A 25,585-nucleotide genomic window follows, 5' to 3' on the forward strand; every position below is an offset into this window, starting at 1 on the left:
TCCGCTATCTGGGCGGTCCCGTGTCCCTGAGCGCGAGGAAGAAGTCGACCCGGTCCGCCATCGCCGACAGGTCCCTGCCGGTCAGCTCCTCGATCCTGCGGACGCGGTAGCGGACGGTGTTGACGTGCACGTGCAGCCGCTCGGCGCAGGCGTTCCACGAGCCGGCGCAGTCGAGGTAGACGCGCAGGGTGCGCACCAGCTCCGACTGGTGCGTGCGGTCGTAGTCGAGCAGCGGCGCCAGCAGCCGGGCGGTGAACGAGCGGCGCACGTCCACCGGCACGGTGGCCAGCAGCAGCGCGTGCGTGTAGATCTCGTCGCTGGTCACCACGCCGCCGGCGCGGGCCTCGGCCAGGCGTCTGGCGTGCCCCGCCTCCTCGACCCCGCCCTTGACGGCGGCGGCGCCGGTCAGGGCGCCGCTCAGCCCGACGCAGACGCGCGTGCCCTGCTGGGTGGACAACACCCGCGCCCCGGCGCGCAGCCGGCCGGCGACCTCGGAGGCGGTGCGCCCGCGCAGGGGCACCACGGCGACCGCGCCGTCCCCGCCCATTCCCGGGTCCACCGCCGGGTCCACCGCTGGGCCCATTCCCGGGACCACCGCCGCGACCGCCTCGCGGCCGAGCAGCTCCTCGACGACCTGGCCGCCGAGCGCGGCAGGGCCGAGGGCGGCGCCCTGGCCGGACACGGTGGCGTTCACGATCGTGTACGGCTCCGCCGCGTCGATGCCGCACGTCCGCAGCCGGGCGTTCAGCTCGGGCAGGTCGGCCTCGGCCAGTGCGGCGGCGACGAGCTGCTCGATCAATCGGCGCTCGACCCTGCGCCCCTCCTCCATGCGGCTGCGTTCGAGTGCCACGCAGGCGGCCAGCTCGTAGCCGACGTCGGCCCGGCCGAGCAGGTCGCCGTCGCAGGCCAGCGCCCAGCCCGCGGCCCGGTGGCCGCGCCCGACCGCGAAGATCGTGGTGTCGCCGGCGAGCGCGGGCAGCCGCGGCGCGGTCAGGTACGCCGTCGCGAGGCGTTCCGGGTCGTCGGCCGCGCCGACGATCACCTCGCCTGACGCGGACACGACGGCGCCGGTGACGCCCAGCTCGGCGGCGGTCAGCCGGAACAACTCGGGCAGGTCGGCGCCCTCGGCCATGGCCGCGACGAGCCTGCGGTGGCTGCCGAGCGCCTCGCGGACGTCGCCGGACAGGCGGGGCACGACCAGCTCGGCCAGCGTGCGGAACGACACCTCGGTCGGCACCTCGATCAGGGGCAGACCGGCGGCCCGGCAGGCGGTCACCAGGTCGCCGGGCACGTGGCCGAGCCAGGCCTGACCGGCCCCGAGCGCGGCGACCCCGGCCTCGGCCAGCGCGGCCACGAAGCGCGCCGAGTCCCCGGGCTCGTGCCACCACATGAGCCCGGACAGGACCAGCTCGCCGCCGCCCAGGTAGCGCCCAGGCTCGGGCAGGTCGGTGATGTGCACGGTGCTGAACTCGCGGGCGGGGTCGCCGGCGAGCAGCGTGAGGCGCAGCTCCTCGATGGCCAGCAGGTCAGAGATCCGCATTTGGAGGAATATACAAGGAGGTGCGGACAACCGCTGACCCGGATTTGACGCCGGGCGCATAGGACGAAACCGGCGGCGGTGCTCTACTCGGAAGATGACGGAGACGGCGAGCACCACCACCGCAGGACAGGGCGTCGGTGAGAGCGCGCGGCGGCCGGACGCCGTGCTGAAGGTGACCGGCGAGTTCGCCTACGCCTCCGACCTGTGGCTGGACGGCATGGTGTGGGGCGTCACGCTGCGCAGCCCGCACCCGTCGGCGTGGATCCGCTCGATCGACGTGGGCCCGGCACTGACGATCGGCGGGGTGCTGGCGGTGCTGACGCACGAGGACGTGCCGGGCGTCAAGTTCTTCGGGCTGGACCGCAGCGACCAGCCGGTGCTGGCCATCGACCAGGTCCGCTACCAGGGCGAGCCGGTGGCACTGGTGGCCGCAGACCATCCGGAGACGGCCCGCAGGGCGGCCGCAGCGATCGTGGTGGACTACGAGGTCCGCGCCGCCGTCACCGACCCTCGCCAGGCCAGGGACGTCGTCCGCCACCAGCCGGTACGCCGGGGCGACACGTTCGAGGCGGAGGTCGTCGTCACCGGCGAGTACGAGGTCGGCATGCAGGACCAGGCCTTCCTCGGCCCGGAGTCGGGGCTGGCGGTGCCCGCCGAGGACGGCGGCGTCGACCTCTACATCGCCACCCAGTGGCTGCACGTGGACCGCGACCAGCTCGCCCCCTGCCTCGGCCTGCCCCAGGACAAGGTACGCCTGACGCTGTCGGGCGTCGGCGGCGCGTTCGGCGCGCGGGAGGACCTGTCCATGCAGGTGCACGCCTGCATGCTGGCCCTGCGGCTGAACCGCCCCGTGAAGATCGTCTACGGCCGCGAGGAGTCGTTCTTCGGCCACGTGCACCGCCATCCGGCCCTGATGCGCTATGAGCACGGCGCCACCCGCGACGGCCGGCTCGTCTACGTCAAGGCCGACATCCTGCTGGACGGCGGCGCCTACTGTTCGTCCTCACCCGCGGTCGTGGGCAACGCCGCCTCGCTGGGCGTGGGGCCGTACGAGGTGCCGAACGTGCGCGTGGACGCCATCGGCGTCTACACGAACAACCCGCCGTGCGGTGCGATGCGCGGTTTCGGCGCGGTGCAGGCGTGCTACGCGTACGAGTCGCAGATGGACCGCCTGGCCGAGGCGTGCGCCCTGTCGCCGGTCGAGATCCGCGTCCGCAACGCCGTCTCGCAGGGTTCGCGCCTCATCACCGGCCAGCTGATCGACGCTCCGGCCCCGCTGGCCGCGATGCTGCGCGACCTGGAGTCGATGCCGCTGCCGGAGGGACCGCCCGCCACGGAGCAGCTGGCGTTGCCGGGCGGCGTCTCGCAGACGACCCACGGCGAGTCGGTGCGCCGGGGCGTCGGCTACGGCGTCGGGATCAAGAACATCTGCTATTCCGAGGGCTTCGACGACTATTCCACGGCCCGCGTGCGTGCCGAGCTGGTCGGCGGCGAGCCGCACGTCACCGTGCACACGGCGGCGGCCGAGGTGGGCCAGGGCCTGGTGACGCTCCAGGCGCAGATCGCCCGCACCGAGCTCGGCATCGCGAACGTCACCGTGGCCACCGCCGACACCGCGGTCGGCTCGGCCGGCTCGTCGTCGGCCTCCCGTCAGTCGTACGTCACCGGGGGCGCGGTGCGGGCCGCCTGCGAGGCCGTGCGGAAACGGTTCGACGGCCTGCCGGCCCGGGAGGCGCTGGAGAGGTTCGGGCCGATCGAGGAGACGCGTGAATACCGGCACCGCCCCACGTACCCGATGGACCCGGTCACGGGGCAGGGCGACTCGCACACGCAGCTCGCGCTCTGCGTGCACCGGGCGGTCGTGGACGTGGACGTGGAGCTGGGCCTGGTCAAGGTGGTCGAGCTGGCGGCCGTACAGGACGTGGGGCGCGTGCTGAACCCGCAGGCGCTGGAGGGCCAGATCCACGGCGGGTCCGCGCAGGGGCTGGGGCTGGCGCTGATGGAGGAGATCCAGGTCCGCGACGGCCTCGTGCTGAACCCGTCGTTCACCGACTACCTCATCCCCACCATCCTCGACATGCCGCCCATGCAGACGAGAATCCTGGAAAATCCTGACCCTGCGGCGCCATACGGATTGCGCGGCGCGGGCGAGCCTTCGACCCTCTCCTCCACCCCGGCCATCGCGGCGGCGGTGCGCGCGGCGACCGGGCTCCGGTTGACTCGCGTTCCGATTAGGCCGGAAGATATCGCGTTGTCTCAAGAGACGGTCAACACTGGGGGTTTCTGATGGCAAGCGCACGTGAGGCGGCCGAGGCGGAGTTCCGGCGTTTCGACGCCGACGGCGACGGCCTGCTGACCGCCGCCGAGATCCGCCAGGCCAACCAGGCGCTGGGCGGGCAGGGCGCGTCCGAGAGCGAGGTCGAGGCGTTCATCAAGTCCGCCGACAACGACGGCGACGGGACGATCGGGCTCGACGAGTTCGTCGGCCTCGTGGGCCAAGGGCGGCACGAAAAGGCGTGATCTCGTCCCCCGCCGGGTAATTCCCGGGCATTCCCCCTGATCATTGAGGGGGATGGCGTGCTCGACAGGCTCTTCGAGCTCACCGGGCGGGGGACCACCGTCGGCCGTGAGGTGCGTGGCGGGCTCACCACGTTCATGGCCATGGCCTACATCATCCTGCTCAACCCGCTCATCCTGGCCGGCGCCAGGGACGTCACCGGCGCGCGGCTCTCCATCGCCGAGCTGACCACCTCCACCGCCCTCGCGGCGGCCGTCTCCACGCTGCTGATGGCCGTCGTCGGCAACGCCCCCTTCGGCGTGGCCGCCGGGCTCGGGCTGAACGCGGTCGTCGCCTACCAGGCCGCGCCGCACATGACGTGGGGCCAGGCCATGGGCCTGGTCGTCCTGGAAGGCTTCGTGATCATCGTGCTGGCCGTGACCGGCCTGCGCACGTTGATCATGAACGCGATCCCGCTCGCGCTCAAGCACGCCATCAGTGTGGGGATCGGGCTGTTCATCGCGCTGATCGGCCTGGTGGACGCCGGGTTCGTGGCGCGCGGCACGGGCACGCCCGTGCAGCTCGGCGCCACCGGGCACCTCGCGGGCTGGCCGGTCACGGTGTTCTGCTTCGGCCTGCTCCTGATGATCGTCCTGTACGTCCGCGGGACCCCGGCCGCGATCCTCATCAGCATCGCCGTCACCGCCGTCCTGGCCATCCTGGTGAACTCGCTGGCCACCATCCCCTCGCAGGCGTGGGGCGTGGTCGCACCGCGCGTGCCCGAGTCGCTGGTCTCGGCACCGGACTTCGGGCTCGTCGGCGCGTTCGACCTGTTCGGCGGCTTCGCCAGGGCAGGGGCGCTGACGGCGACCGTGGTGCTGTTCACGCTGGTGTTGTCCGGCTTCTTCGACGCCATGGGCACGATCATCGGCGTCAGCGACGAGGCGGGGCTGATCGACGAGCGCGGGCAGGTGCCCCGGCTGGGCCGGATCCTGACCGTGGACGGCGTGGCCGGCATGGTGGGCGGCGCGGTGAGCTGCTCGGCGAACACCGTCTTCGTGGAGTCGGCCGCCGGCGTCGGCGAAGGCGCGAGGACCGGCCTGGCCAGCGTGGTGACCGGGGCGATGCTGGGGGTGACGCTGCTGTTCACGCCGCTGGCCACGGTGGTGCCCGCCGCGGCGGCCGCGCCCGCGCTGGTGCTGGTCGGGGCGCTGATGATGATGCAGAGCAGGAACGTGCCCTGGGACGACCTGGACCTCGCCGTGCCGGCGTTCCTGACGATCGCGCTGATGCCGTTCACCTATTCGATCACGAACGGCGTGGGCGCCGGAGTGATCGTCTACACCCTCATCAAGGCGGCCAGGGGCCGCTTCTCGGAGATCCCGTGGCTGCTCTGGATCGTCTCGCTGGTCTTCCTCGCCTACTTCGCCATCGACGGGCTCGAGCGGCTGTTCGGCTAACGCATGTCGGCGCTGTTGCAGGCCACGCCGTTGCGGTCGACGTCGGTGTACCAGGCGTACTCGGCGTGCGTGCCCTGGTAGTAGGGCCCGTCGCCGGCGGCCACGGCCTCCTTGCAGCTCCCGTAGCGGCGGTCGGTGGCGCGTGCGGCGCCCGTCTGCGTCGTGCCGGGGCCGCTGCTCTGCGTCGTCTGGGGAGCGCCGGTGGAGGGCTGGGACGGGACGCCCGTGGAGGCGGGACCCGTGGAGGCGGGGCCGGTGGGCGCGGGATCGCTGGAGGCGGGGCCGGTCGGCGAGGCGGTGGGGGACGCGCTCGGCGTGCCGCCCAGCAGGCGCGCCACCAGCGCGTCGGCCTCCTCCTTCGTGTATCCCGCGATGCTCATGCTGTCGCCGTCCATGTGCTGCGTGACGATGGGCGCGGCCAGCACGGTCTTCGGCACCTCGGGCTTCTCCGGGGCCAGCACGACGGCGACCTGCCGCTGCTCGGGCACCTGCTCGTCGATGAGCTGAACCAGCCGCTCCTTGAACGCCGCCGCGATCGCGATGCGCACGGAATACTGGCCGTCTCTCTCGCGCACCGGCTCGACCTTCTGCACGGCGCCGACCGTGACGCCGTCCTCAAGGAGGTAGCAGGTGGTCTGCTCGGCGTCGAGCACGGCGGGGTCGCCGGGGCAGGGCGCGGGCTTGGTCTCCCTGACGGGGGCGAAGTGGATCGGCACGGACAGCCGCTGGGGCGGCGAGCCCCCTAACAGCGGGGTGTCGGGGCTGCGGGTCATCAGGACCGCGACCGTGCCGAGCACACCTGCCACGAGCACGACGAGGACGAGCGAGACGATCAGCACGATGGTGGTGAGCCTGCTGGCCTGCGGCTCTCCCGGGTCCGCGGGTGGCGGCTCTTCGGGTTTGTCCATCGATGGCGACCTCATCCTGATGTTCGGGATGCGGGTGAGCTTATCGAGGACGAGCGGCACGCAGGTAATCAGCCGAACAATCCTCACTTCTCATCGCTATAGAAGGAAGACTGGGGGTAAATCACCATACTGGCGAAAAGAGTTGTCTCATGAAGGTCGGCGTACCCCGAGAGGTCAAGAACAGCGAATATCGAGTGGCCCTGACCCCTGCCGGGGTCCACGAGCTCGTGCGTCACGGCCACCAGGTCTACGTCGAGCGCGACGCGGGCGCCGGCTCGTCCATCCCCGACGCCGACTTCGCCACGGCGGGCGCCGTGCTGGTCCCCGAGGCCGACGAGCTCTGGTCCGCGGCCGACCTGGTCATGAAGGTCAAGGAGCCGATGCCGGAGGAGTACCACCGCCTGCGCAAGGGCCAGGTGCTGTTCACGTACCTGCATCTGGCAGCGAGCAAGGCGTGCACGCGGGCCCTGCTCGACTCGGGCTGCACCGCGGTCGCCTACGAGACCGTGCAGACGCCCGGCGGCGCGCTGCCGCTGCTCGCGCCCATGTCAGAGGTCGCCGGCCGGCTGGCGCCGCAGGTCGGCGCCTACCACCTGATGCGCTCGGAGGGCGGCAGGGGCGTGCTCATGGGCGGCGTCTCCGGCGTGCGGGCGGCGCACGTCGTGGTGCTCGGCGCCGGAGTGTCCGGCATGAACGCCGCCGCCATCGCCCTCGGCATGCAGGCCGAGGTGATGCTGCTGGACAAGAACATCGACAAGCTGCGCCAGGCCGACCTGATCTATCAGGGCCACTGCCAGACGATCGCCTCCAACACGCTGGAGGTCGAGCGCGCGGTGCTGGAGGCGGACCTCGTCATCGGCGCCGTGCTGGTGCCCGGCGCGAAGGCGCCGACGCTGGTGAGCGACGACCTGGTCAGCCGGATGAAGCCGGGCTCGGTGCTGGTGGACATCTCGATCGACCAGGGCGGCTGCTTCGCCGGCTCCCGCCCGACCACGCACGAGCAGCCCACCTATCGGGTGCACGACTCGATCTTCTACTGCGTGGCCAACATGCCGGGCGCGGTGCCGCACACCTCGACGTTCGCTCTCACGAACGTCACTCTCCCGTACGCGCTGGCCGTCGCCGAACTGGGCTGGGCGCGGGCCATGCGCGAGGATCCGGCGCTGGCGCTCGGCCTGAGCACCCACGAGGGCCGGCTGACCAGCCGGCCGGTGGCCGAAGCGCACGCGATGGAGTGGACACCGCCGGAGGACGTGCTGCCCTGAGCCCTCTTACTGCTGGGACTCGCTGGGCGCCGGGGAGGTGGTCTCCATCGGCGCCTGCTGCTGGCCCGTGGGCTCGGGAGGCAGGGGCGCCTGGTCGGCCGTGGTGGTGATGGCGGCGTCGCCGCCACAGGTGGCGCCGAGCTCGGGGGTGTCGGGCCCGTTCTGGTATCGCTTGATGAACGCCCCGAGCTTCGGGTCGTTGGCGTCGGCCAGCTTCAGCTGGTTACCCCAAGACGAGACGACGATCGGCGACGGCAGGTTGGGGAACGGGCTCATCAGCATGTAGTCCTGCTGCCCCGTGGAGGAGGCGACCTCCGTCAACGCGTCGAGCTGCGCCTTGGGCAGGTCGGGCCGGTAGGTGATCCAGATCGCGCCGTGTTCCAGCGAGTGCACGGCGTGCTCGCTGTGGATCGGCTTTTCGTAGATCGCGCACTGCTGCCAGTTGTTGTGGTGCTGGCCGCCCACGGGAGGCGTCTCCTTGTAGGAGACCTTGGTCCACACGTGCTGGCCACCTTCGTACTTCGCGCTGGTCACCGCGTCGAGAGAGGTCTCACGAGCCTGGTTGACGAGGTAGAAGCCCACCACGCCGACGAGCACCACGACGATGAGACCGCCGGTGCCCCACATGAGCAGCGCTGAGCGACGCTGTTTACGCCGCTGCTCGGCCCGCATCCTCTCCAGATGCTCGCGCCTCGCCTGCGCCTTCTCCTTGGCCATCGTTCCTCCATCGGCGTACCAAACTCCGGTCACCCTATGCCCTCCGGGCGTATGCGGGTAATAAGACCTACATAAGGGTCCGATCACGGCCGCTCCCCCAGGTGGGTACGCTGTACTGACCATGGAAATACCCGCGCGGAAATCGTTTCTCGCCGTCGGCGGCGTGCTGGTGCTGGCCGTGGCGGCGTTCCTGCTGTTCGGCCGCGGCGGCGCACCCGGCGACACCTCGCCCGAGGCCGGTTTCGCCCGTGACATGGCCACCCATCACGCGCAGGCCGTCGACATGGCGTTCAAGATCAGGGACAAAGACCCCGCCGCAGAGATCGACAGCCTGGCCTTCGACATGATCAACACCCAGGCCAACCAGCGCGGCATGTTCCTGGGCTGGCTGCAGCAGTGGGAGCTCACCCAGGCGACCGACCAGCCCGTGATGGCCTGGATGCGCGGGCACGGACACGGCGAGGCCGCTCCCGGGGCCACCCCTGGAGTCATGCCGGGCATGGCGAGCCCAGAGGAGCTGACCAAGCTCAAGCAGGCGCAGGGCAAGGACGCCGAGGTGCTCTTCCTGCAGCTGATGATCCGCCACCACGAGGGCGGCGTGGAGATGGCCGAGGGCCTGCTCAAGCTCTCCACGCGTTCCGAGGTGGTCAACATGGCACAGAAGATCGTCGCCAGCCAGTCCGGTGAGATCAAGCTCATGACGGATCTGCTCGAGAAGCGGGGCGCGCGGCCCTACCCGTCGATCCTGACCCCCCGATAGGGCCATGAGCCCTGACGCCGTCGTCGTGGGGTCCGGGCCCAACGGGCTCGTCGCCGCCGTCCTGCTGGCCCGCGCCGGGCGCGGGGTGTTGTTGCTCGAAGCCGCCGACCAGTTCGGCGGCGGGCTGCGGTCCGGCGAGCTGACGCTCCCCGGCCGGGTGCACGACCTCGGCGCGACGGTGATGGCCATGACGCTGGCCTCCCCCGCCTTCCGCGAGCTCCGGCTCCAGGGCGTCGAGTTCGCCCATCCGCCGGTCGCCGCCGCCCACCCGTTCGACGACCGTCCCGCCGTGCTCGTGCACCGCGACGCCCGCCGCACCGCCGAAGGGCTCGGGCGCGACGCGGGCGCGTGGCTGGCGACCGTGGGGGCGGCCGCCAGGGCCGGGCTTCCCCTGGTAGAGCTGCTGCTCAAACCGCTCGGGCCGTGGAAGGTCCCACCGTCGGCGTTCGTACGGGCGGCCAGGTTCGGGACGATGGCGGCGCTGCCCGCCACGACCTTCGCCCGGCGCGCGTTCAGCACCATGGAAGGGCGGGCGGCGATCGCCGGCATGGCCGCCCACTCCATGCTCGACCTGCGCTCGCCCATCACCGCCGGCTACGGCCTGCTGCTGGCGTCCCTGGCCCACCTGGTGGGCTGGCCACTCGTGCGGGGCGGGTCGCAGGTCCTCGCCGACGCCCTCGTGGCCGAGCTGCGCTCCCTCGGCGGGGAGGCCGTCACCGGCCACCGCGTGCACCGGCTCGCGGAGCTGGACGCGCCCACGATCGTGCTCGACGTGACACCCCGGCAGCTCATGGCGATGACCGACCTCCCCGGCGGCTACCTGCGGCGCCTGCGCCGCTTCCGTCAGGGGCCCGGGGTGTTCAAGCTGGACTGGGCGCTGGACGGGCCCGTGCCGTGGCGGGATCCCGCGGTGGCGGGCGCGGGCACGGTGCACCTGGGCGGGACGCTGGAGGAGATCGCCCTCAGCGAGGCGGAGACGGCCGCCGGGCGGCACTCGCCGCGGCCGTACGTGCTGCTCGTCCAGCCGTACGCGGCCGACCCGTCGCGGGGCGGGCACACGCTGTGGGCCTACTGCCACGTCCCCAACGGCTCGGCCGCCGACATGACGGACGCCGTCGAGAGCCAGATCGAACGGTACGCCCCGGGCTTCCGCGACCGCGTCCTCGCCCGCCACGCCATGGGGCCCGCGGCTCTGGAGGCGGCCAACCCCAACCTGGCCGGGGGCGACATCAGCGGCGGCCTGCCCAGCCTCGGGCAGTTCGTCAGGCGCCCGGTCTGGTCGCCCGCGCCCTGGCGTACACCGCTGCCCGGGGTGTTCCTCTGCTCCTCGTCGACGCCGCCGGGGCCGGGCGCCCACGGCATGGGCGGCTGGCAGGCCGCCCGCCTCGCCCTGCGCCCCTGACCCACCACGTGAACACCCTCCCGGCACGCACCCGAACCGGGCCGTTCCCGGATCCGCGCGGACCGACCCGCAGGGACCGGGACCCACGCGGAACGGTGCGGGTGGTGCCGGGGTTGAGCGCAGGTCAGGAGGAGGCGGTGGCCATCTCCTCGGCGACGGCGGCGGCGAAGGCGTCCACGTCCGCCTCTGTCGTGTCGAACGCGCACATCCAGCGCACCTCGCTCACGGCCTCGTTCCACATGTAGAAACGGAACCGCTTCTGCAGCCGCACGACGACGTCCTTGGGCAGGATGGCGAACACGGCGTTGGCCTCGACTGGGCGCGGCAGGCGCACTCCAGGGATCGGGCGCACGGCCTCGGCGAGCCGTCGGCCCATGGCGTTGGCCTGGCGGGCGTTGCGCAACCACAGGTCGCCGCCCAGCAGCGTCTCGAACTGTGCCGACACGAACCGCATCTTCGACGACAGCTGCATGAAGGTCTTGCGGATGTAGTCGACGCCCCGCGCCGCGTCGGGATTGAGCACGACGACCGCCTCACCGTACAGGAGGCCGATCTTGGTCCCGCCGAACGACAGCACGTCGACCCCGGCGTCCGTGGTGAGGGCCCGCATCGGTACGTCGAGGGCGGCGGCGGCGTTGGTGAGGCGGGAGCCGTCGAGGTGGACGAGCAGGCCGAGGTCGTGGGCGTGGGCGCAGACGGCGGCGATCTCGTCGGGGGTGTAGAGGGTGCCGAGCTCCGTGGTGTTGGACAGGGACACGACGCGTGGCTGGGCACGGTGCACGTCGCCGAACCCCCACGCCTGCCGGTCGATCAGCTCGGGGGTGAGCTTGCCGTCGGGTGTGGGGACGGTCAGCAGCTTGATGCCGCCGGCGACCTCGGGCGCCCCGCCCTCGTCGGTGTTGATGTGGGCGCTCTCGGCGCAGATGACCGCCTCCCAGTGGGCGGTCATGGCGCGCAGGGAGACGACGTTCGCGGCCGTGCCGTTGAACACCGGCCAGGCCTGCGCGCGCTCGCCGAAGTGCCGCCGGAAGGTGTCCTGAAGGGCCGCGGTGTAGACGTCGTCGCCGTAGGAGATCTGGTGTCCGCCGTTGGCCGCCGCGACGGCTTCGAGGATCTCGGGGTGCACGCCGGCGTAGTTGTCGCTGGCGAACGAGATGAGCTGGGGGTCGTGCCGGGGAATCAAGAAGTCAGGTCCCATCGCGTGCCGTTGATCTGCGCCGCGGGCCGGTCGTAGAGGCCGCCGACCGCTGCGGCCAGGTCGTTGACGTCGGTGAAGCCGGCGAACGCCGCGTCCGGCTTGGCCGCGCGCATGGCGTCGTTCACCAGGGCCTTGACCACCAGGATGGTGGCCGCGCTCGAGGTGCCGCGGAGCGCGTCGGCCAGGGAGAGCGTCCATGCCTCCGCCGCGGCCTTGGCCGCCGCGTAGGCGGCGCCGCCCGCCTCCGGGTTCTGGGCCGCCTTGGCCGAGACGATCACGAAGCGGCCGTTGCCGCTGCGGCGCAGCAGCGGCTCGAAGGCCAGCGACACGTGCTGCAGCGTGCGGATCAGCAGGTCGTGCAGCACGTCCCAGTCGCCGAGATCGGTGCCGGCGAACGAGCCGCCCCCGCGCCACCCGCCGACCAGGTGCACCACGCCGTCCACGCGCCCGTGCTCGCGGTCGATCCGGCCGGCCAGGTCGTGTACGGCGGCGCGGTCGAGCAGGTCGACGTCCTGCTTGTCAACGCCGATCACGGTGTGCCCATTTTTACGGAAATATCCGGTCACGGCCTCACCAGTGGGCCCTCCGGCCCCGGTCACCAAAATGATCATGCTCGGAGTCCCTTAGTCGATTCGACCACGTCGGCCAGCTTACGGCGCAGCGCCTCGTAGAACATGCTCAGGGGGAACTCGTCCGGCAGCACCGCGTCCACCTTGGCCTTCTGCTCCTCGGGCAACGCCTGGATCCCCTGGGCCCAGGTCGAGGCCGGGTGCGGCGGCACGTACGCGCTCACCAGCTCGTACGCCGCCAGCCAGTGCGCCAGCTTGGACCTGTCGATGCTGTCGCGGTACAGCTTCTCGACCTCGCCCCGCAGGTCGGCCACGCCGTCGGCCACCCGCTCCCAGTCGATGGTGAGCCGGTTGTCCGTCCACCGCACGATGTCGTTGCGGTGCAGGTAGGCGAACAGCAGCTGCCCGCCGAGCCCGTCGTAGTTCCGCACCCGCTCCCCCGTGATCGGGAACCTGAACAGCCGGTCGAACAGGATCGCGAGCTGCACGTACCGGGCGTACGGAACTCCCCGCGCCTCCAGCTTCACCGCCTCCCCGAACGCGGTCAGGTCGCAGCGCAGCTCCTCCAGCGAGTACAGCCAGTACGGCATCCGCTGCTTGATCATGAACGGGTCGAACGGCAGGTCGCCGTGGCTGTGGGTGCGGTCGTGCACCAGGTCCCACAACACGAACGTGTCCTGCGCGAGCCGCTGCGACTCCAGCAGCCGGGCGGCGTCGGGCGGCAGGTCCAGCCCGAGCGTCTCGGTGGCGGCCCTGGACACCCGCCGGAACCTGGCGGCCTCCCGGTCGGCGAAGATGCCGCCCCAGGTGAACCGCTCGGGCGCCGTCCGCACCGCGACCGTCTCGGGGAACAACACGGCGGAGTGGGTGTCGTAGCCGGAGGTGAAGTCCTCGAACGCGATCGGCACGAACATCGGGTTGTCGTAGCCGTCCGCCTCCAGGGCGGCCAGCCAGCCGGGCCAGATCGTACGGATCCAGATGGCTTCGAGGTTGCGGTTCGGGTTGCCGTTCTGGGTGTACATGGGGAAGACCACGACGTGTTCCAGACCGTCCTCGCGCTGGGTGTCGGGGTGGAACAGGTCGAGTGAGTCGAGGAAGTCGGGCACGCCGAGGCCCTGCTCGGCCCACTTGGCCAGGTCGGCCTGTACGGCCTGGAGGTAGGCGGCGTCATGGGGGAAATATGGCGAAATTTCGCCCAAGTGCCCGGCGATCGCCTCGACCAGCTCACCGGCCCTGGCCTTCGACTCCTCCGGCACCGAGCCGTCCTTGACCTGCAGCGGCCTGAGATCCTCGACGGCCTGCTTGAGCCTGCCGAACACCGCCGCCCTTCCGTCACGAGCCTCCTCACGCGCCGAGTCGTCCGCACCGGGCGCCGGGACGCGAGCGGCCCAGGTGACGACGTTCCCCCAGAGCGTGCGATGGTCGTAGTCGTCGATGGAGTCGTCGCCGAACAGGTCGGAGTCGGCGAACACGACGACGCGGCCCTGACCGTACCGGAGCGTGAGGGCCAGCGGCGCGCCCGCGGGGTCGGCACTCGGCGGGGTCGCGAACAACACGGTCGCGCCCGTCTGCGGCGCCACGCCCTCGGCCGTCACGGTGAGCGCGCCGGAACGGTAGAAGCAGGCGGTCCCGACGCCGGCGAGCAGCCCTCCCGGCGTGGCGGGCTCGGCCAGCACCCACGTGGCGACGTCCCGGTGCGCGCGCTTCGGGTCGCGCACGGTGGTGTGCTCGACGCCCACCCCGAACCGTGCGAGCAGCTCGTTCAGGTTGTTGCCGTACTTGTCCTGCTCCTCCTCGGCCAGCACCACGAGGCCGCCGCCCGCCGCGACGAAGGACTGGACGGCGTCCAGCTCGGCGGCGGCAAGGACGGGGCTGCCCTGGCCGGTCGTCCGCTCCCACCGCTCTCCCGACGGGTGCGCGATGACCAGAACGTCCTGGTCCGCCAGCACCTCGGGGCCGAGCACTCCGGACGTGTGCGCCGCGACCGTGTGCCCCAGGTGCCGCAGCAGCCCGGCCGCACGGGCGTAGCTGTTGTCGTCGGGATGGGCCGGATTGATGGCCTCGGCCACCTCGCGCCTGACGGTCCACGACTCGTTGTGGGCCTCGTCGAACAACACCCGGGGGAACGCATGCATGAAAGATCTCCCGCTTCTGCCGCTTTCAGGCGCAAAATATACACACAGATCCGGCATGCTTCTCCAAAGCCTCCCGAATGATGAGACAGGCCGGCCGTCAGGACACGTGGACGCTCTGCCGGATCCGGGCCTGGGTGGCGTCGTCACAGGTGGCCTTGGCGCAGAAGTACATGACGAGCATGGTCTTCGGCTCGCGGTCGATCACGTAGCTGACGAAGCCGAGCCTGGTGCCGGTGACCGGGTCGCGCAGCGCGCCGTCGAAGCGGGTCGCGGGGCTGTTGCCGGCCTGGTCCGGCACGGGTCTGCCGACGTCGACCTGGCCGGGCAACAGGGCGTCCATCTTGGCCTTCATCTGCTCGGAGGTGCCGCCGGCGTCGAGCGTGTCGGAGACCTGGACGTACAGACCGGAGGCGCTGTCGGGCTCGTCGGCGACGATCTCCGAGACCGTCGACCAGTCGGCGCCGGGGCCGGCGACGAACAACTTCTCGAACTCGGTGGCATGCGGCGAGGCCACCGCGAACAGGTCCTGATGGGTGCGCACGGTCCAGTCGCCGGGGTACTCGAACGTGAGCGGCGCGGCCGAGCTGGTCTTGTAACGGGACCAGGTGTCCCTCTGGTGGTTCACGACGATCATCGCGACCATGGCGAGCGCCGCGGCGGCGGCGACCAGCGTGGCCGCCACGATCGGGACACGTCCGGGACGTCTCGGCGTGGAGGGCTGCGTGGGCACCCCTTGGACACCGCCCGGGGACTGCGCGAACGCGGGCCCAGAGCGGGACCCGGCAGGGGATCCGGAGTGCGAACCTGAGTGGGGCTCGGCGTGCGAACCGGCGTGGGGATCCACGGGCGGCCCGGGGCGGGGGTCCGCGTGCGAACCGGAGTAGGGCTCCGCGTGCGGCCCAGAGTGGGGGTCTGCGTGCGAACCAGACTGCGGGCCCGGGTGCGGGCTCGGCTGGGCGGCGTGCCGGCCGGGCCGGAGCACGGGGTGCGGGCCCGAGCCCGGTGTGGGGCGCGGCACCAGCTGCGGCCCTGAGAGCCCTCCCTGCGAGGGCTCGCCCTGGTGCCCGCTCATCGCCTCGCGCAGCGCGGTCACGAACTCCGCGCAGGTCGCGTAGCGCTGCTCGGGCGCCTTGGCCAGCGCGCGCATCATCACGGCGTCGACCTGCGGCGGCAGTTCGGGCCTGAGCTGCGACAGCGGCGTCGGCTGCTCGGCCAGGTGGGCCCAGAGCAGCGCGATGTCGTTCTCACGCTGGAACGGCAGCCGCGCCGACAGCGCCTCGTAGACGACGCATCCCAGCGCGTACTGGTCGCTGCGGCCGTCGATGTGCTCCTTGTTGATCTGCTCGGGCGACATGTAGCGGGGTGTGCCGATGAACTGGTCGGTCTGGGTCAGCCCGGAGATCGACGAGCGGTGCTTGGTGATGCCGAAGTCGGTCAGGTAGACGTGGTCGCCGGCCAGCAGGATGTTGGCCGGCTTGACGTCGCGGTGGATCAGGTCGTGCGCGTGGGCGGCGTCGAGCGCGGCGGCGACCTGGGCGAAGATCTGGTTGGCCGGGCCGAGCGGCAGCGGCCCGCGGTCGTAGATGAGGCGGCGCAGGTCGAGGCCGTCGACGTAGCGCATGGCGATGTAGAGCACGCCGTCGGCGTCGGCGTTCGCCTCGTAGATCGGGATGATGTTGGGGTGCTCGATGCTGGCGACCGTCCTGGACTCCAGGATGAACCGCTGCCTGAACCGGTCGTCGACGCTGAGCACCGGGTTGAGGATCTTCAGCGCCACGCGGCGGCTCAGCCGGGGGTCGAGCGCCAGGTAGACGACGGCCATGCCGCCCTTGCCGACGATGTCCTCGATGTAATATCCGGCCACCTCCTGGCCGATGAGCGATCTTTCGTTCACGTGCATCACGTCTCGATGGAGTGGCCGCAGTAGCCGCAGAAACGATGCGCGGGGCCGAGCTTCATACCGCACGAGGTGCAGTACTTGATCGCCGGGTCCGGTGCGGTCATCACCTGCTGCTGCTGCGGGGCCGCGTGGAACGGCTGGGAGCGCCGTACGACCACGGTCTGGTGGGCGCCGTCGTCGAGCGGTGGGCCGGCCGCGAGCGACTGCGGTGGTGCTGTCACGTCTTCAGGAGCGCGGCGGCGCCACAGCAGATACGCCCCGCCGCCCGCGGCCAGGAAGAGGATCCCCGCCGCCAGGAGGAACGGCCACAGCGGTGTGGCGCCGGCCGGGCCGGCCGCCGCGTCCCGCGTGCCCTGGTCCTCAGGGCCGCCCCGCTTGGCCAGCGAGGTCTTGAGCAGCTCCGCGGCCACCACGTTGCCCGGGTAGAGCTCGAGCACCCGCTGGAAGCCTGGCGCCGCCTCGGTGAAGTATTTCGTGTGGTAGCGGGTCAGCGCCGCCTCGAACGCCGTGTCGATCGCGCCCCTGCGCGGCTCCACCCCGGCCTCCGTGAGGGCCTTGGTGATCTCCCTGACGCCGATCATCCTGGCCTCGTCGCCGCCGCCGACGAGCAGGCCGATGACGTGGCCGTCCTTGTCGCCGATGATCGGCGCGCCGATCATGCCCTTGTCGGCCAGGCCGCCGAGTTTGACCGGCTCGTTCACCTTCTTCTCGGGGTCGGCGAAGGGCCTGCCGGTGTCGCCCGTCGTGCCGCCCTTGCCCAGGTGGGCGATCTCGACCGTGTGGGCGGTCTTCGGGCCGGGACGGCCCAGGAAACCGGCCACGCTGGTGGGCGCGCCCTGCTGGTCGGGCACCTTGTCCGCGAGCGGCGCGGTGGGCATGCCGACGCTTCCCGTCACGGGGTCGAGCGGCACCAGCACGGCGGGGCTGTCGGCTTTGCCGCCCGCCTTGGCGAGCTTGAGCTTGTAGCCGTCGGCGCTGGCCGGCGACACGTTGGGGAAGGCGGTGATCTCCGTGGTCACGTTGATGATGCAGGTGGCCGTGTCGCTCTTGGGCGGATAGCAGTCCCGCAGGTGCCGGTCGAGCAGCTCGTCGGAGAGCTCGTGCTTCTTGTCGTCGTCCGGGATCTCGACGTCGTGGTGCTCGGCGAAGATCTTGTTCGCGGCGCGTACGGCGACGTCGTCGTCGTTCACCGCCAGGCGGCGGAGCGCGACGACGCTCCCGTCGGGGTTGATGACGGTGCCCGTTCCCTCGGCGAACGGGAAGTCATAGGACCGCTCCACATGCTTGAGCCGGCCGACGTGGTCGAGCAGGGTGATCTCCACGTGGGACACGGCCTCCAGCCGTACCACGGCGGGGCTCACCAGGTCGGTGATCCCGCTCGGATGCTCATGTGCGGCGACCGGCATCGCGACCAGCGCGAGCGCCGCCGCGACGCCACTGGCAAGAGCTCTGAGGCGCGCCATCTCTCCGCTCCAAAAGGCTGGATTGAAACCAGGGTCCCAATCGGGTGCCGTAAGTCAATAGACGACTGCGTAGACAAGCGCTTGCTCGGGGACATAACGTACGCGGATGGGGTTCGTGATCGGCGTCGATGTCGGTGGCACCTTCACCGACGTGGTCCTTCGCACCGAGATGGTCCGGCGCGGCACGTCCGGCGCGTTTGCCGTGGCCAAAGTATTGAGCACCCACTACGACCCCATCGCGGGAATCCTCGCCGGCGTTACGCGCGCGCTCGGCGACCGCGACCCCACCCAGGTCGAACGGGTGGTGCACGCCACCACGCTGGCGACGAACGCGGTGCTCGAACGCACCGGCGTACGGGTGGCACACGTCACCACCCAGGGCTTTCGCGCCACCATCCCGCTCGGCCGCTACGCCCGGGTCGAGGAGGACCGCTACGACCTCCGCTTCACGCCGCCTCCCCCGCCGGTGGCCCCGGGCGACTGTTTCGAGGTGGTGGAGCGGATCTCCGCGGGCGGCACCGTGCTGACGCCGCTGGACCCGGGGTCCGTGCGCAAGGCCGCCGCCGAGATCGCCCGGCGGGGCATCGAGTCGGCGGCGGTATGCCTGCTGCATTCGTACGCTAATCCCACGCATGAACGGCAGGTGGCGGCGATCCTGCGCGAATCGGTGAAGAACGTGGTGACGTCCTCGGACGTCTGGCCGGAGATCCGGGAGTACGAGCGCGCCACCACCACCATTATGTCCGCTTATATCGGTCCATTGATGGCTTCTTATCTCTCGCGGCTCCGGGAACGGCTGGCTGAGATCGGCATCGGCGCGCCGATCCACGTCATGGAGTCCGGCGGCGGCGTCATCTCCGCGGAGCTGGCCGCCCGGCGGGCGGTGGCCACGATCGAGTCGGGCCCCGCCGCGGGGGTGCTGGCGGCGGCGGGCGCCGGGTTCCCCGACGCGATCTCGTTCGACATGGGCGGCACGACGGCCAAGACGTGCGTGGTGCGCGGCGGGCGGCCAGAGATCACCCACGAGTTCCACGTAGGCGGCAAGGGCAGCTTCGGCGGGCGGCGGGCCGGCACCGGCGTGCCCATCAAGACCCCGGCCATCGACCTGGCCGAGGTCGGCGCGGGCGGCGGCAGCGTGGCCTGGCTCGACCCGGCGGGCGCGCTGCGCGTGGGGCCACGCTCGGCCGGATCCTCCCCCGGGCCCGCCTGTTACGGCCTGGGCGGCCGGGAGCCGACCGTCACGGACGCGAACCTCGTGCTCGGTTACCTCTCCTCCGCCTCCATCCCGCTCTCCCACGGGCTCGCCGGCGAGGCGCTCGACCGGCTCGCCGGACCGCTCGGCGTCCCGCGGGAGCGGGCAGCATACGCGGTGCACGAGATCGTCAGCGCCTCGATGGCGTCGGCGGTGCACGTGGTGACCGTCCAGCGCGGGATCGACCCCCGCGGCTTCGCCCTGGTCGCCTTCGGCGGGGCGGGGCCCACGCACGCGGCCCGGGTGGCCGGGCGGTTCGGGATCGGCACGGTGGTGGTGCCCCCGTACTGCGGGGTGGCGTCTGCGGCCGGGCTGCTGTCCGGCCAGCTCTCGACGGACCGCGTCCTGTCCCGTCTGGACGCGCCCGACCCGGAGGCGCTCTTCGCCTCGCTCGCCTCGGAGGCGGCCACGGACCTCGGGATCTCCCCAGGGGCGCCGGGCGTGCGGGTGTCACGGTCGGTGGACGTCCGCTTCACGGGCCAGTCGCACGACCTGACCGTCCCGTGGAGCGCCGACCGCGCGCTGCTGGAGTCCCGCTTCTTCCAGCGGTACGCCGAGGTCTACGGCTTCACCCAGCGGGGCGAGATCGAACTGGTCGGCTACCGCGTCCGCGTCACCACCCCCGCCGATGACACGGACCCGGCGATGGGCACTGCGGCGGACCTGGCGACGGCGACCGCGGTTTCCGCCGAGGACGGCGCGTCGGGCACCGGGGCCGGGGTGCGGCTGGCGTACTTTCCCGAGACGGGGGGTTACGGGGAAGTGCCGGTGCACATAAGGAGCTCCATGGGCGCCTGCCTGCGAGGCCCGGCCGTCGTCGAGGACGCCGAGTCGACGATCGTCGTCCCGCCCGGCTGGAGCGCCACCCTCACCGAGTCCCGCGCCGTGCGTCTGACCAGGAGCCGTCCATGACCGACCCGCTCACCGCGGAGGTGCTGAGGAACGCCCTGGTCGTCGCGGCGGAGGAGGCGAGCATCGTGGTGGTGCGCGCGGCGTACTCGACGTTCATCGTGGAGGGCTCCGACGCCTCCGCCGCCGTCCTGGACGCAAGGGGCCGCCTGATCGCCCAGTCCATGGCCACCACGCTCATGAACAGCATGGCGCTCAAGGCCGCGCTCCCCGAGCTGGTCAAGGACTTCTCGCTGGAGACGATGCGGCCGGGCGAGGTGTACGCGCTCAACGACGCCTACCGGGGCGGCGTCCACACCAACGACCTGCTCGTCTACCGCCCCGTCTTCGTCCACGGCGCCCCCGCCTACTTCACGGCCACCATGATCCACGTGTCCGACCTGGGCGGGCTCTCGGCCGGAGGCATGGCTCCCCTCGCCACGGACATCTTCCTGGAGGGCCTGCAGCTCCCTCCGGTGCGCCTGGCCACGGAGGAGGGCATCGACCCGGCCATGGAGGCCGTGCTGAAGGCCAACAGCCGCACCCCTGACAAGGTCATGGGCGACGTACGGGCGCTGGTGGCGGGCACGGCGGTGGCGGCGGCGCGGATGGAGACGCTGATCGGCGAGTACGGCGCGCGGGGGCTGGCGGACGGCGTGGACGACTACCTGGACCACACCGAGGCCAGGACCCGGGCCGCCCTGGCCGAACTGCCGCAGGGCCGGTTCGAGGCGGCCTATCCGATCGACGACGACGGCATGAACCCCGAAAAATCACACCTCATCCGTGTGGCCGTCACCCTCGGCCCCCAGCGGGCCGTGCTCGACTTCGCCGGCACCGGCCCGCAGGTCCCGGCCGCCATCAACGCCTCGGCCTCCCAGTCACTGGCCGCCGCCGTCTTCGCGATCCGCTGTTTCCTGGACCCCGCGATCCCCATGAACGACGGCTGCCTGCGCGCGATCGAGGTGCGCCTGCCCGAGGGCTCCCTGCTCAACGCCCGCTCCCCCTACCCCTGCGGCGGCCGGTACGTCCCCATCTACGCCGCCATGGAGGCGGTCTTCCAGGCCATGTCGGACGCGGTGCCCGACCGGGCCATCGCGGCCAGCGGGATCCTGCAGCCGTTCTCGATCGCCGCGGCGGGCGCGCCGTACTGGATCCATCTCTCGTACGACTTCGGCGGCGTGGGCGCCCGGCAGGGCCTGGACGGGCCGGACGCGACAGGCGTGCACTTCGGGATCGGCCGCAACTCGGTGCCGCAAGCGGAGCCGGTGGAGAGCCGCTGCCCGCTGATCGTCGAGTCGGTCGAGACGATCCCCGACTCGGGCGGTCCTGGACGCCATCGGGGCGGGCTGGGGTCGCGGACCGTCTACCGCTTTCTGGCCGACTGCGACGTCACCACCCGCGGTGACCGGCTCCGGCTGCCGCCGCCGGGCCGCGACGGCGGGCTGCCCGGGCGGCTGGGCGGGTTCTTCAAACGTCATCTGGACGGGACGGTCGAGCGCCTGGCGTCGAAGGTCAACAACGTGCGGTTCGCGGCGGGCGAGGCGTTCATCGTGGAGACCACGGGCGGGGGCGGCATCGGCTCGCCGGGCGAACGGGACCGGGCGGCGGTCCTGGCCGACCTCGAGGCCGGGCGTGTCACCCCCCGCGGAGCGGCCGAGGACTACGGGGTCGGCGCTCAGTAGTCGGTCAGGTCGGCGGGATCGAAGCTCACGGGGTAGGGAGCGGAAAGGCTGACCTTGTCTCCGGCCTGGTGAGTGCCGGGTCCCCGGTAGGAGCCCTCGTCGAGCTCGTGAACGTAGAGCGCCGGTCCTTCGTCGAGCTCGACGCGCCAGTAGGTGGGGATGCCCGCCGCTGCGTATGCGGCGGCCTTGGTCGCCCTGTCGCGGATCTTGGTGGTCGGGCTGACCACCTCGACGGCCAGGAGCACGTCCTCGGGCGCGAACATGAGTTTCACCGACCGGGCTCTCTCCTTCGGCACCACCACGATGTCGGGGATGTAGAAGTCCCTGTCCGACGCTCGTAGGTTAACGGTGGACAGCACCGTCAGGTGAGACGGCACCGCTTGGAACAGCACCATCTGCAAGCGGAAGATCACGATCTGGTGCAGGGGGGTGGGGGCAGGGCTCACTAGTAGGCTTCCGTTGAAGAGCTCGTATCGGTTCCCGTCGTCTGGGAACCTGAGCAGGTCATCGACAGTGAACGGCGGCGCACCCGGGGGAACCGTGCGCCTCGTGGTCGGCTCGTCCGCGGCCGTTCCGCTCTTCGGTTCGATCGTCGCCATTGCGGTCACCCACTCAGTATCGGGAGTCTCGCCCTCGCCCACATGCTACTTCCCCGAAATTTCTCACGTTGAGTGACGATGGCGCCACTCCTCGGCGCCGCGCCGGACCGCCTGGTGCACCGCCCGCGCCACCCGCGCCCCCCACTCCGACCGCGGCCCGCCGAACACCTCGCGCGGCCCGTCGGCGGGCACGGCGACGCAGACCGCGTCGGACGCCGTGCCCGTGCACGGGAACCCGGTCTCGATGAGCGCCTGCGACTTCGCCTCCGTGACCGTCATGACCGTGTTGACGAGCGCGGCGTCCGTCATCGCCACGGGCAGCACGGTGACGATGTTGACCGTGCCCACCCGCATGGGCGCGAGCTCGGGGTCCTCGGTGCCTTCGGGGGTGGCGGCCCAGGTGGGCACCCGCAGCCCGACGGTGGCCACCGCCTCCGCGCCGCCGTCCGCGGCGCGCGCGCAGCGGTCGACGGACGCGGCGGTCATCATCCCGACCCCGTCACCAGCGGGGCCTAACGACCGCAGGTGCTCGGCCGGATCCATCCGCGCGTAGCCGGCCACGACCTGCGCGTTGAGCACCCACTCGCGTGCCCCGATCCCGCCGCCCAGCATGGCGGAGGAGATCATCCGCCAGCCGGGCCCGAACTCCCACAGCAGCGACCCGAGCCGGACACCCTCCTCCATCCGGTACGTCAGCTTCACGGTCCTCCCCTGACCAGATGCACGACGGGCCGCCCGTCGGGCCCGGGCTCGATCTTCACCTGGGCGTCGAAATGCCGTCCCACCAGCGCCTCGGTCAGCACCTGGGCGGGCTTGCCCGCGGCCACCGCGCGCCCCTCGGCCATGAGGAGCAGGGAGTCGGCGTAGAGCCCTGCCACGGTCAGGTCGTGCAGGGTGGTGACGACGGTCAGCCCGTCGGCCCTGCGCAGGCGGTCGACCAGCTCCAGCACCTGCTGCTGGTGCCCGAGGTCGAGCGCCGTCGTCGGCTCGTCGAGCAGCAGCACGGGCGCCTCCTGGGCGAGCGCCCTGGCCAGCACCACGCGCTGCCGCTCCCCGCCGGACAGCTCGCCGACGCGGCGGGTGGCCAGCTCCGTCAGGTCGAGCCGGTCGAGCACAGAGACGGTGACCCGCCGGTCGTGCCCGCTCTCCCTCCCGAGGTAGGGAATGTACGGAGTGCGCCCGAGCAGCGCGTAGTCGAAGACCGACATGTCGGGCGGCAGGGCAGGGGACTGCGGCGCGTACGCCACCAGCCTGGCCCGCGCGCGGGGCTTGAGCGCGGCGGCCGGCCGGGAGTCGATCGTCACCTCGCCCCGGTGCGCGACCAGGCCCATGACCGCTTTGAGCAGCGTGGACTTGCCGGCGCCGTTGGGCCCGATGATGGCCAGCCATTCGCCGCGGCGCACGTCGAGGCCGACGTCCGCGACGACGTCGCGGCCGCCGAGCCGCACGGAGACGGCGCAGGCCCCGATCATGTGACCGCCCGCCTGGTCATCCGCAGGATGCCGACGAAGAACGGCGCCCCCACGAACATGGTCACCACGCCGATCGGCAGCTCGGCGGGCGCCAGCACGGTGCGGGCGACGAGGTCGGCCAGCACCAGGAAGGCCGCGCCGCCGATCAGCGAGAGCGGCAGCACGCTCCGGTACGAGCCGCCCGCCAGCCGCCTGACGACGTGCGGGACGACGATGCCCACGAACCCGATCAGCCCGCTCACCGCCACGGCCGAGGCGGTGGCCAGCGACGCCGCCAGGAGCACCGTGAAACGCACCCGCGCCGCGCGCACCCCGAGGCTGGTGGCCTCCTCGTCGCCCACGGACAGCACGTCGAGCATCCTCCCGTGCAGCAGGAGCAGGACGGCGGAGACGGCGGCGTACGGCAGGACCAGCCAGAGCTGGTCCCATCCGCCGCCGACGTCACCGAGGATCCACGAGTAGATGCGCTGCAGCTCCTCGACCTTGAACTGCTGGACGAACGTCTGGATCGCGGTCAGGAACGACGTGACCGCCACCCCGGCCAGCACCAGCGTGGCGGTGCCGCCCGTGCGCCCGGCGGTGTTGCCGAGCGTGTACGCCAGGAACACGCCGCCCACGGCCCCGGCGAACGCCGCGATCGGCACGCTGCCCTCCGCGGCGGGCAGCAGCACGATGGCCGCGGTCGCCGCGAGTCCCGCGCCGGCGGCGGCGCCCAGCAGGTAGGGGTCCGCGAGCGGATTGCGGAACACCCCCTGGTACCCCGCCCCGGCCATGGCCAGCAGCCCGCCGACCACGGCGGCGACCAGGACCCGGGGCAGCCGCAGCTCGAACAGCAGCCCCTGCTCGACGGGGGCGAGCCCGGAGTCGACGTGGACGAGCGGCAGCCGGTCCGCGACCTCCGCCACGACCTGCCACGGCGAGATGTCGGCGGCCCCGTCGAGCAGCCCGGCGACCATGGTGACGGCCAGCACGCCCAGGGCGCTCGCCACCCAGGCGGGCCTGGCCCTGGACGGGCGGGCCTGCGTGGTCACGGTCAGCTCGCGCCATCCTCGGCGCCCGCTTCGGCCACGGCCGCGCCGATCGTCTCGGCCAGGTCGACGACGCGTGGCCCCCAGCGGGAGGCGATGTCGTCATCGAGCTGGATCACCTGGTCGTTCTTGAGTGCCGACAGGTTCTTCCATCCGGGCCGCTTGGCCAGGGTCTCCTTGCTCTGCCCGCAACACTTGACGTCCGCCAGAAAGATCAGGTCAGGATCGGCCTGGCCGACGAACTCGGCGGAGAGCTTGGGGTAGCCGCCCGCGGACGCGGGCGCCTCGTCGGCGATGTTGGTGAGGCCGAAGATGCCGTAGATCTGGCCGATGAACGTCTTCGACGTCGCGGCGTACGGCGTCTGGTCCAGCTCGTGATAGTAGGTGAGCTTCTTGTCCTTCGGCGCCTCGGCGACCAGCTTGTCCATGGCCGTCTTCATGCCGGAGACGACCTCCTCGGCCTTGGCCTTGTTGCCGGTGGCCGCGCCGAGCTCGATGATCTCCTCGTACGCCTCGTCGAGCTTGGTGGCGGCGGGCTGCACCAGGACGGGCACGTTCACCTTGCCCAGCTCCGCGACGATCTTGTCGAGGTCGTCGGAGACGACGACCAGGTCGGGCTTCTCGGCGACGATGGCCTCGACGTTGGGCTTGAAGCCCGACAGGTCGGTCTTGGGAGCCTCCGGCGGGTAGTTCGACTGGTCGTCCACCGCGACGACCTGGGGGCCCGCGCCGATGGCGAAGAGCGTCTCGGTGTGGGTGGCCGACAGCGAGACGACACGCTCCGGCTTCCTGGCGATGGTGACCTGGCCGTTTCCGGCCTCGATCGTGACGGGGAACTCTCCCGAGG

General features: G+C 71.7%; 21 protein-coding genes. 8 read left to right on the forward strand and 13 right to left on the reverse strand.

Annotated elements, in window-relative coordinates:
• Positions 1-4 precede the first annotated feature (4 nt).
• Positions 5-1,540, reverse strand: coding sequence for a helix-turn-helix domain-containing protein (locus tag E1294_RS12060; protein ID WP_132507842.1), 1,536 nt, complete (start codon positions 1,538-1,540; stop codon positions 5-7).
• Positions 1,541-1,634: 94 nt separating this feature from the next.
• On the opposite strand from E1294_RS12060, the gene E1294_RS12065 reads away from it, so the two are divergent.
• Genes E1294_RS12065 through E1294_RS12075 form a run of 3 tightly spaced genes read left to right on the forward strand, consistent with a single transcriptional unit; the run spans position 1,635 to position 5,497 of the window.
• Positions 1,635-3,827 (forward strand): molybdopterin cofactor-binding domain-containing protein, encoded by a 2,193-nt coding sequence (locus tag E1294_RS12065; RefSeq protein ID WP_132507844.1) that lies wholly within the window; start codon positions 1,635-1,637, stop codon positions 3,825-3,827.
• Positions 3,827-4,060, forward strand: coding sequence for an EF-hand domain-containing protein (locus E1294_RS12070; protein WP_132507846.1), 234 nt, complete (start codon positions 3,827-3,829; stop codon positions 4,058-4,060). The genes E1294_RS12065 and E1294_RS12070 overlap by 1 nt, the downstream gene beginning before the upstream one ends.
• A gap of 57 nt (positions 4,061-4,117) precedes the next feature.
• A complete protein-coding gene (locus tag E1294_RS12075; RefSeq protein ID WP_132507848.1) occupies positions 4,118-5,497 on the forward strand; it encodes an NCS2 family permease in 1,380 nt (459 codons plus the stop codon).
• Here the strand turns inward: E1294_RS12075 and E1294_RS12080 are convergent.
• Complete coding sequence (locus E1294_RS12080) at positions 5,494-6,405, reverse strand: excalibur calcium-binding domain-containing protein (RefSeq protein ID WP_132507850.1); 912 nt, start codon at positions 6,403-6,405, stop codon at positions 5,494-5,496. The genes E1294_RS12075 and E1294_RS12080 overlap by 4 nt on opposite strands.
• Positions 6,406-6,554: 149 nt before the next feature.
• On the opposite strand from E1294_RS12080, the gene ald reads away from it, so the two are divergent.
• Positions 6,555-7,670, forward strand: coding sequence for an alanine dehydrogenase (gene ald, locus E1294_RS12085; protein WP_132507852.1), 1,116 nt, complete (start codon positions 6,555-6,557; stop codon positions 7,668-7,670).
• 6 nt (positions 7,671-7,676) lie between these two features.
• On the opposite strand, the gene E1294_RS12090 is transcribed toward ald, so the two are convergent.
• Positions 7,677-8,387, reverse strand: coding sequence for a thioredoxin-like domain-containing protein (locus tag E1294_RS12090; protein WP_132507854.1), 711 nt, complete (start codon positions 8,385-8,387; stop codon positions 7,677-7,679).
• Between the two features lie 121 nt (positions 8,388-8,508).
• Between E1294_RS12090 and E1294_RS12095 the strand changes: the two genes are divergently transcribed.
• On the forward strand, positions 8,509-9,147 hold the full coding sequence (locus E1294_RS12095) for a DUF305 domain-containing protein (protein ID WP_132507856.1): 639 nt from the start codon (positions 8,509-8,511) through the stop codon (positions 9,145-9,147).
• A 4-nt stretch (positions 9,148-9,151) separates the two neighbouring features.
• Entirely contained in the window at positions 9,152-10,549 is a 1,398-nt protein-coding gene (locus E1294_RS12100) for a phytoene desaturase family protein (RefSeq protein ID WP_132507858.1), read from the forward strand.
• 124 nt (positions 10,550-10,673) lie between these two features.
• On the opposite strand, the gene E1294_RS12105 is transcribed toward E1294_RS12100, so the two are convergent.
• From E1294_RS12105 to E1294_RS12125, 5 genes are all read right to left on the reverse strand, one after another.
• The gene (locus E1294_RS12105; RefSeq protein ID WP_132507860.1) at positions 10,674-11,747 is read right to left on the reverse strand and encodes a threonine aldolase family protein; all 1,074 of its coding nucleotides are present in this window, start codon (positions 11,745-11,747) and stop codon (positions 10,674-10,676) included.
• Positions 11,729-12,358: an SDR family NAD(P)-dependent oxidoreductase gene (locus E1294_RS12110; protein WP_132507862.1), complete on the reverse strand. Its 630-nt coding sequence runs from the start codon at positions 12,356-12,358 to the stop codon at positions 11,729-11,731. The genes E1294_RS12105 and E1294_RS12110 overlap by 19 nt, the downstream gene beginning before the upstream one ends.
• Positions 12,355-14,451 (reverse strand): DUF6421 family protein, encoded by a 2,097-nt coding sequence (locus E1294_RS12115; protein ID WP_132507864.1) that lies wholly within the window; start codon positions 14,449-14,451, stop codon positions 12,355-12,357. Before E1294_RS12115 ends, E1294_RS12110 begins: the two co-directional genes overlap by 4 nt.
• Before the next feature lie 97 nt (positions 14,452-14,548).
• Positions 14,549-16,351: a serine/threonine protein kinase gene (locus E1294_RS12120; RefSeq protein WP_132507866.1), complete on the reverse strand. Its 1,803-nt coding sequence runs from the start codon at positions 16,349-16,351 to the stop codon at positions 14,549-14,551.
• Positions 16,351-17,814: a zinc ribbon domain-containing protein gene (locus E1294_RS12125; protein ID WP_132507868.1), complete on the reverse strand. Its 1,464-nt coding sequence runs from the start codon at positions 17,812-17,814 to the stop codon at positions 16,351-16,353. Before E1294_RS12125 ends, E1294_RS12120 begins: the two co-directional genes overlap by 1 nt.
• Positions 17,815-17,920: 106 nt before the next feature.
• Between E1294_RS12125 and E1294_RS12130 the strand changes: the two genes are divergently transcribed.
• Together E1294_RS12130 and E1294_RS12135 are read left to right on the forward strand one after the other, a co-directional pair.
• Positions 17,921-19,978: a hydantoinase/oxoprolinase family protein gene (locus E1294_RS12130; protein ID WP_132507870.1), complete on the forward strand. Its 2,058-nt coding sequence runs from the start codon at positions 17,921-17,923 to the stop codon at positions 19,976-19,978.
• Positions 19,975-21,639, forward strand: a complete 1,665-nt coding sequence (locus E1294_RS12135) for a hydantoinase B/oxoprolinase family protein (protein WP_132507872.1) — start codon at positions 19,975-19,977, stop codon at positions 21,637-21,639. Before E1294_RS12130 ends, E1294_RS12135 begins: the two co-directional genes overlap by 4 nt.
• Here the strand turns inward: E1294_RS12135 and E1294_RS12140 are convergent.
• The 5 genes from E1294_RS12140 to E1294_RS12160 all read right to left on the reverse strand — a co-directional run.
• Positions 21,633-22,238 carry a Uma2 family endonuclease gene (locus tag E1294_RS12140; RefSeq protein ID WP_132507874.1) on the reverse strand — a complete coding sequence of 202 codons (606 nt, stop codon included), beginning with the start codon at positions 22,236-22,238 and terminating at the stop codon, positions 21,633-21,635. The two genes, E1294_RS12135 and E1294_RS12140, sit on opposite strands and share 7 nt — an antisense overlap.
• A gap of 63 nt (positions 22,239-22,301) precedes the next feature.
• Complete coding sequence (locus E1294_RS12145; RefSeq protein WP_246082959.1) at positions 22,302-22,940, reverse strand: adenosylcobinamide amidohydrolase; 639 nt, start codon at positions 22,938-22,940, stop codon at positions 22,302-22,304.
• Positions 22,937-23,710, reverse strand: a complete 774-nt coding sequence (locus tag E1294_RS12150; RefSeq protein ID WP_132507876.1) for an ABC transporter ATP-binding protein — start codon at positions 23,708-23,710, stop codon at positions 22,937-22,939. Before E1294_RS12150 ends, E1294_RS12145 begins: the two co-directional genes overlap by 4 nt.
• On the reverse strand, positions 23,707-24,741 hold the full coding sequence (locus E1294_RS12155; protein WP_220447689.1) for a FecCD family ABC transporter permease: 1,035 nt from the start codon (positions 24,739-24,741) through the stop codon (positions 23,707-23,709). Before E1294_RS12155 ends, E1294_RS12150 begins: the two co-directional genes overlap by 4 nt.
• 2 nt (positions 24,742-24,743) lie before the next feature.
• On the reverse strand, positions 24,744-25,585 hold an 842-nt coding region (locus E1294_RS12160), incomplete at its 5' end, for an ABC transporter substrate-binding protein (RefSeq protein WP_132507878.1).

This window comes from Nonomuraea diastatica, from assembly GCF_004349015.1.
Taxonomy (GTDB): Bacteria; Actinomycetota; Actinomycetes; order Streptosporangiales; family Streptosporangiaceae; genus Nonomuraea; species Nonomuraea diastatica.

What these genes read in the sequence shown, in the direction of transcription:
- E1294_RS12060 (WP_132507842.1), bottom strand. Translation starts at nt 1,540, where the DNA reads ATGCGGATCTCTGACCTGCTGGCCATCGAGGAGCTGCGCCTCACGCTG.
- E1294_RS12065 (WP_132507844.1), top strand. Translation starts at nt 1,635, where the DNA reads ATGACGGAGACGGCGAGCACCACCACCGCAGGACAGGGCGTCGGTGAG.
- E1294_RS12070 (WP_132507846.1), top strand. Translation starts at nt 3,827, where the DNA reads ATGGCAAGCGCACGTGAGGCGGCCGAGGCGGAGTTCCGGCGTTTCGAC.
- E1294_RS12080 (WP_132507850.1), bottom strand. Translation starts at nt 6,405, where the DNA reads ATGGACAAACCCGAAGAGCCGCCACCCGCGGACCCGGGAGAGCCGCAG.
- ald (WP_132507852.1), top strand. Translation starts at nt 6,555, where the DNA reads ATGAAGGTCGGCGTACCCCGAGAGGTCAAGAACAGCGAATATCGAGTG.
- E1294_RS12090 (WP_132507854.1), bottom strand. Translation starts at nt 8,387, where the DNA reads ATGGCCAAGGAGAAGGCGCAGGCGAGGCGCGAGCATCTGGAGAGGATG.
- E1294_RS12095 (WP_132507856.1), top strand. Translation starts at nt 8,509, where the DNA reads ATGGAAATACCCGCGCGGAAATCGTTTCTCGCCGTCGGCGGCGTGCTG.
- E1294_RS12100 (WP_132507858.1), top strand. Translation starts at nt 9,152, where the DNA reads ATGAGCCCTGACGCCGTCGTCGTGGGGTCCGGGCCCAACGGGCTCGTC.
- E1294_RS12105 (WP_132507860.1), bottom strand. Translation starts at nt 11,747, where the DNA reads ATGGGACCTGACTTCTTGATTCCCCGGCACGACCCCCAGCTCATCTCG.
- E1294_RS12110 (WP_132507862.1), bottom strand. Translation starts at nt 12,358, where the DNA reads ATGATCATTTTGGTGACCGGGGCCGGAGGGCCCACTGGTGAGGCCGTG.
- E1294_RS12115 (WP_132507864.1), bottom strand. Translation starts at nt 14,451, where the DNA reads ATGCATGCGTTCCCCCGGGTGTTGTTCGACGAGGCCCACAACGAGTCG.
- E1294_RS12120 (WP_132507866.1), bottom strand. Translation starts at nt 16,351, where the DNA reads ATGCACGTGAACGAAAGATCGCTCATCGGCCAGGAGGTGGCCGGATAT.
- E1294_RS12125 (WP_132507868.1), bottom strand. Translation starts at nt 17,814, where the DNA reads ATGGCGCGCCTCAGAGCTCTTGCCAGTGGCGTCGCGGCGGCGCTCGCG.
- E1294_RS12130 (WP_132507870.1), top strand. Translation starts at nt 17,921, where the DNA reads ATGGGGTTCGTGATCGGCGTCGATGTCGGTGGCACCTTCACCGACGTG.
- E1294_RS12135 (WP_132507872.1), top strand. Translation starts at nt 19,975, where the DNA reads ATGACCGACCCGCTCACCGCGGAGGTGCTGAGGAACGCCCTGGTCGTC.
- E1294_RS12140 (WP_132507874.1), bottom strand. Translation starts at nt 22,238, where the DNA reads ATGGCGACGATCGAACCGAAGAGCGGAACGGCCGCGGACGAGCCGACC.
- E1294_RS12150 (WP_132507876.1), bottom strand. Translation starts at nt 23,710, where the DNA reads ATGATCGGGGCCTGCGCCGTCTCCGTGCGGCTCGGCGGCCGCGACGTC.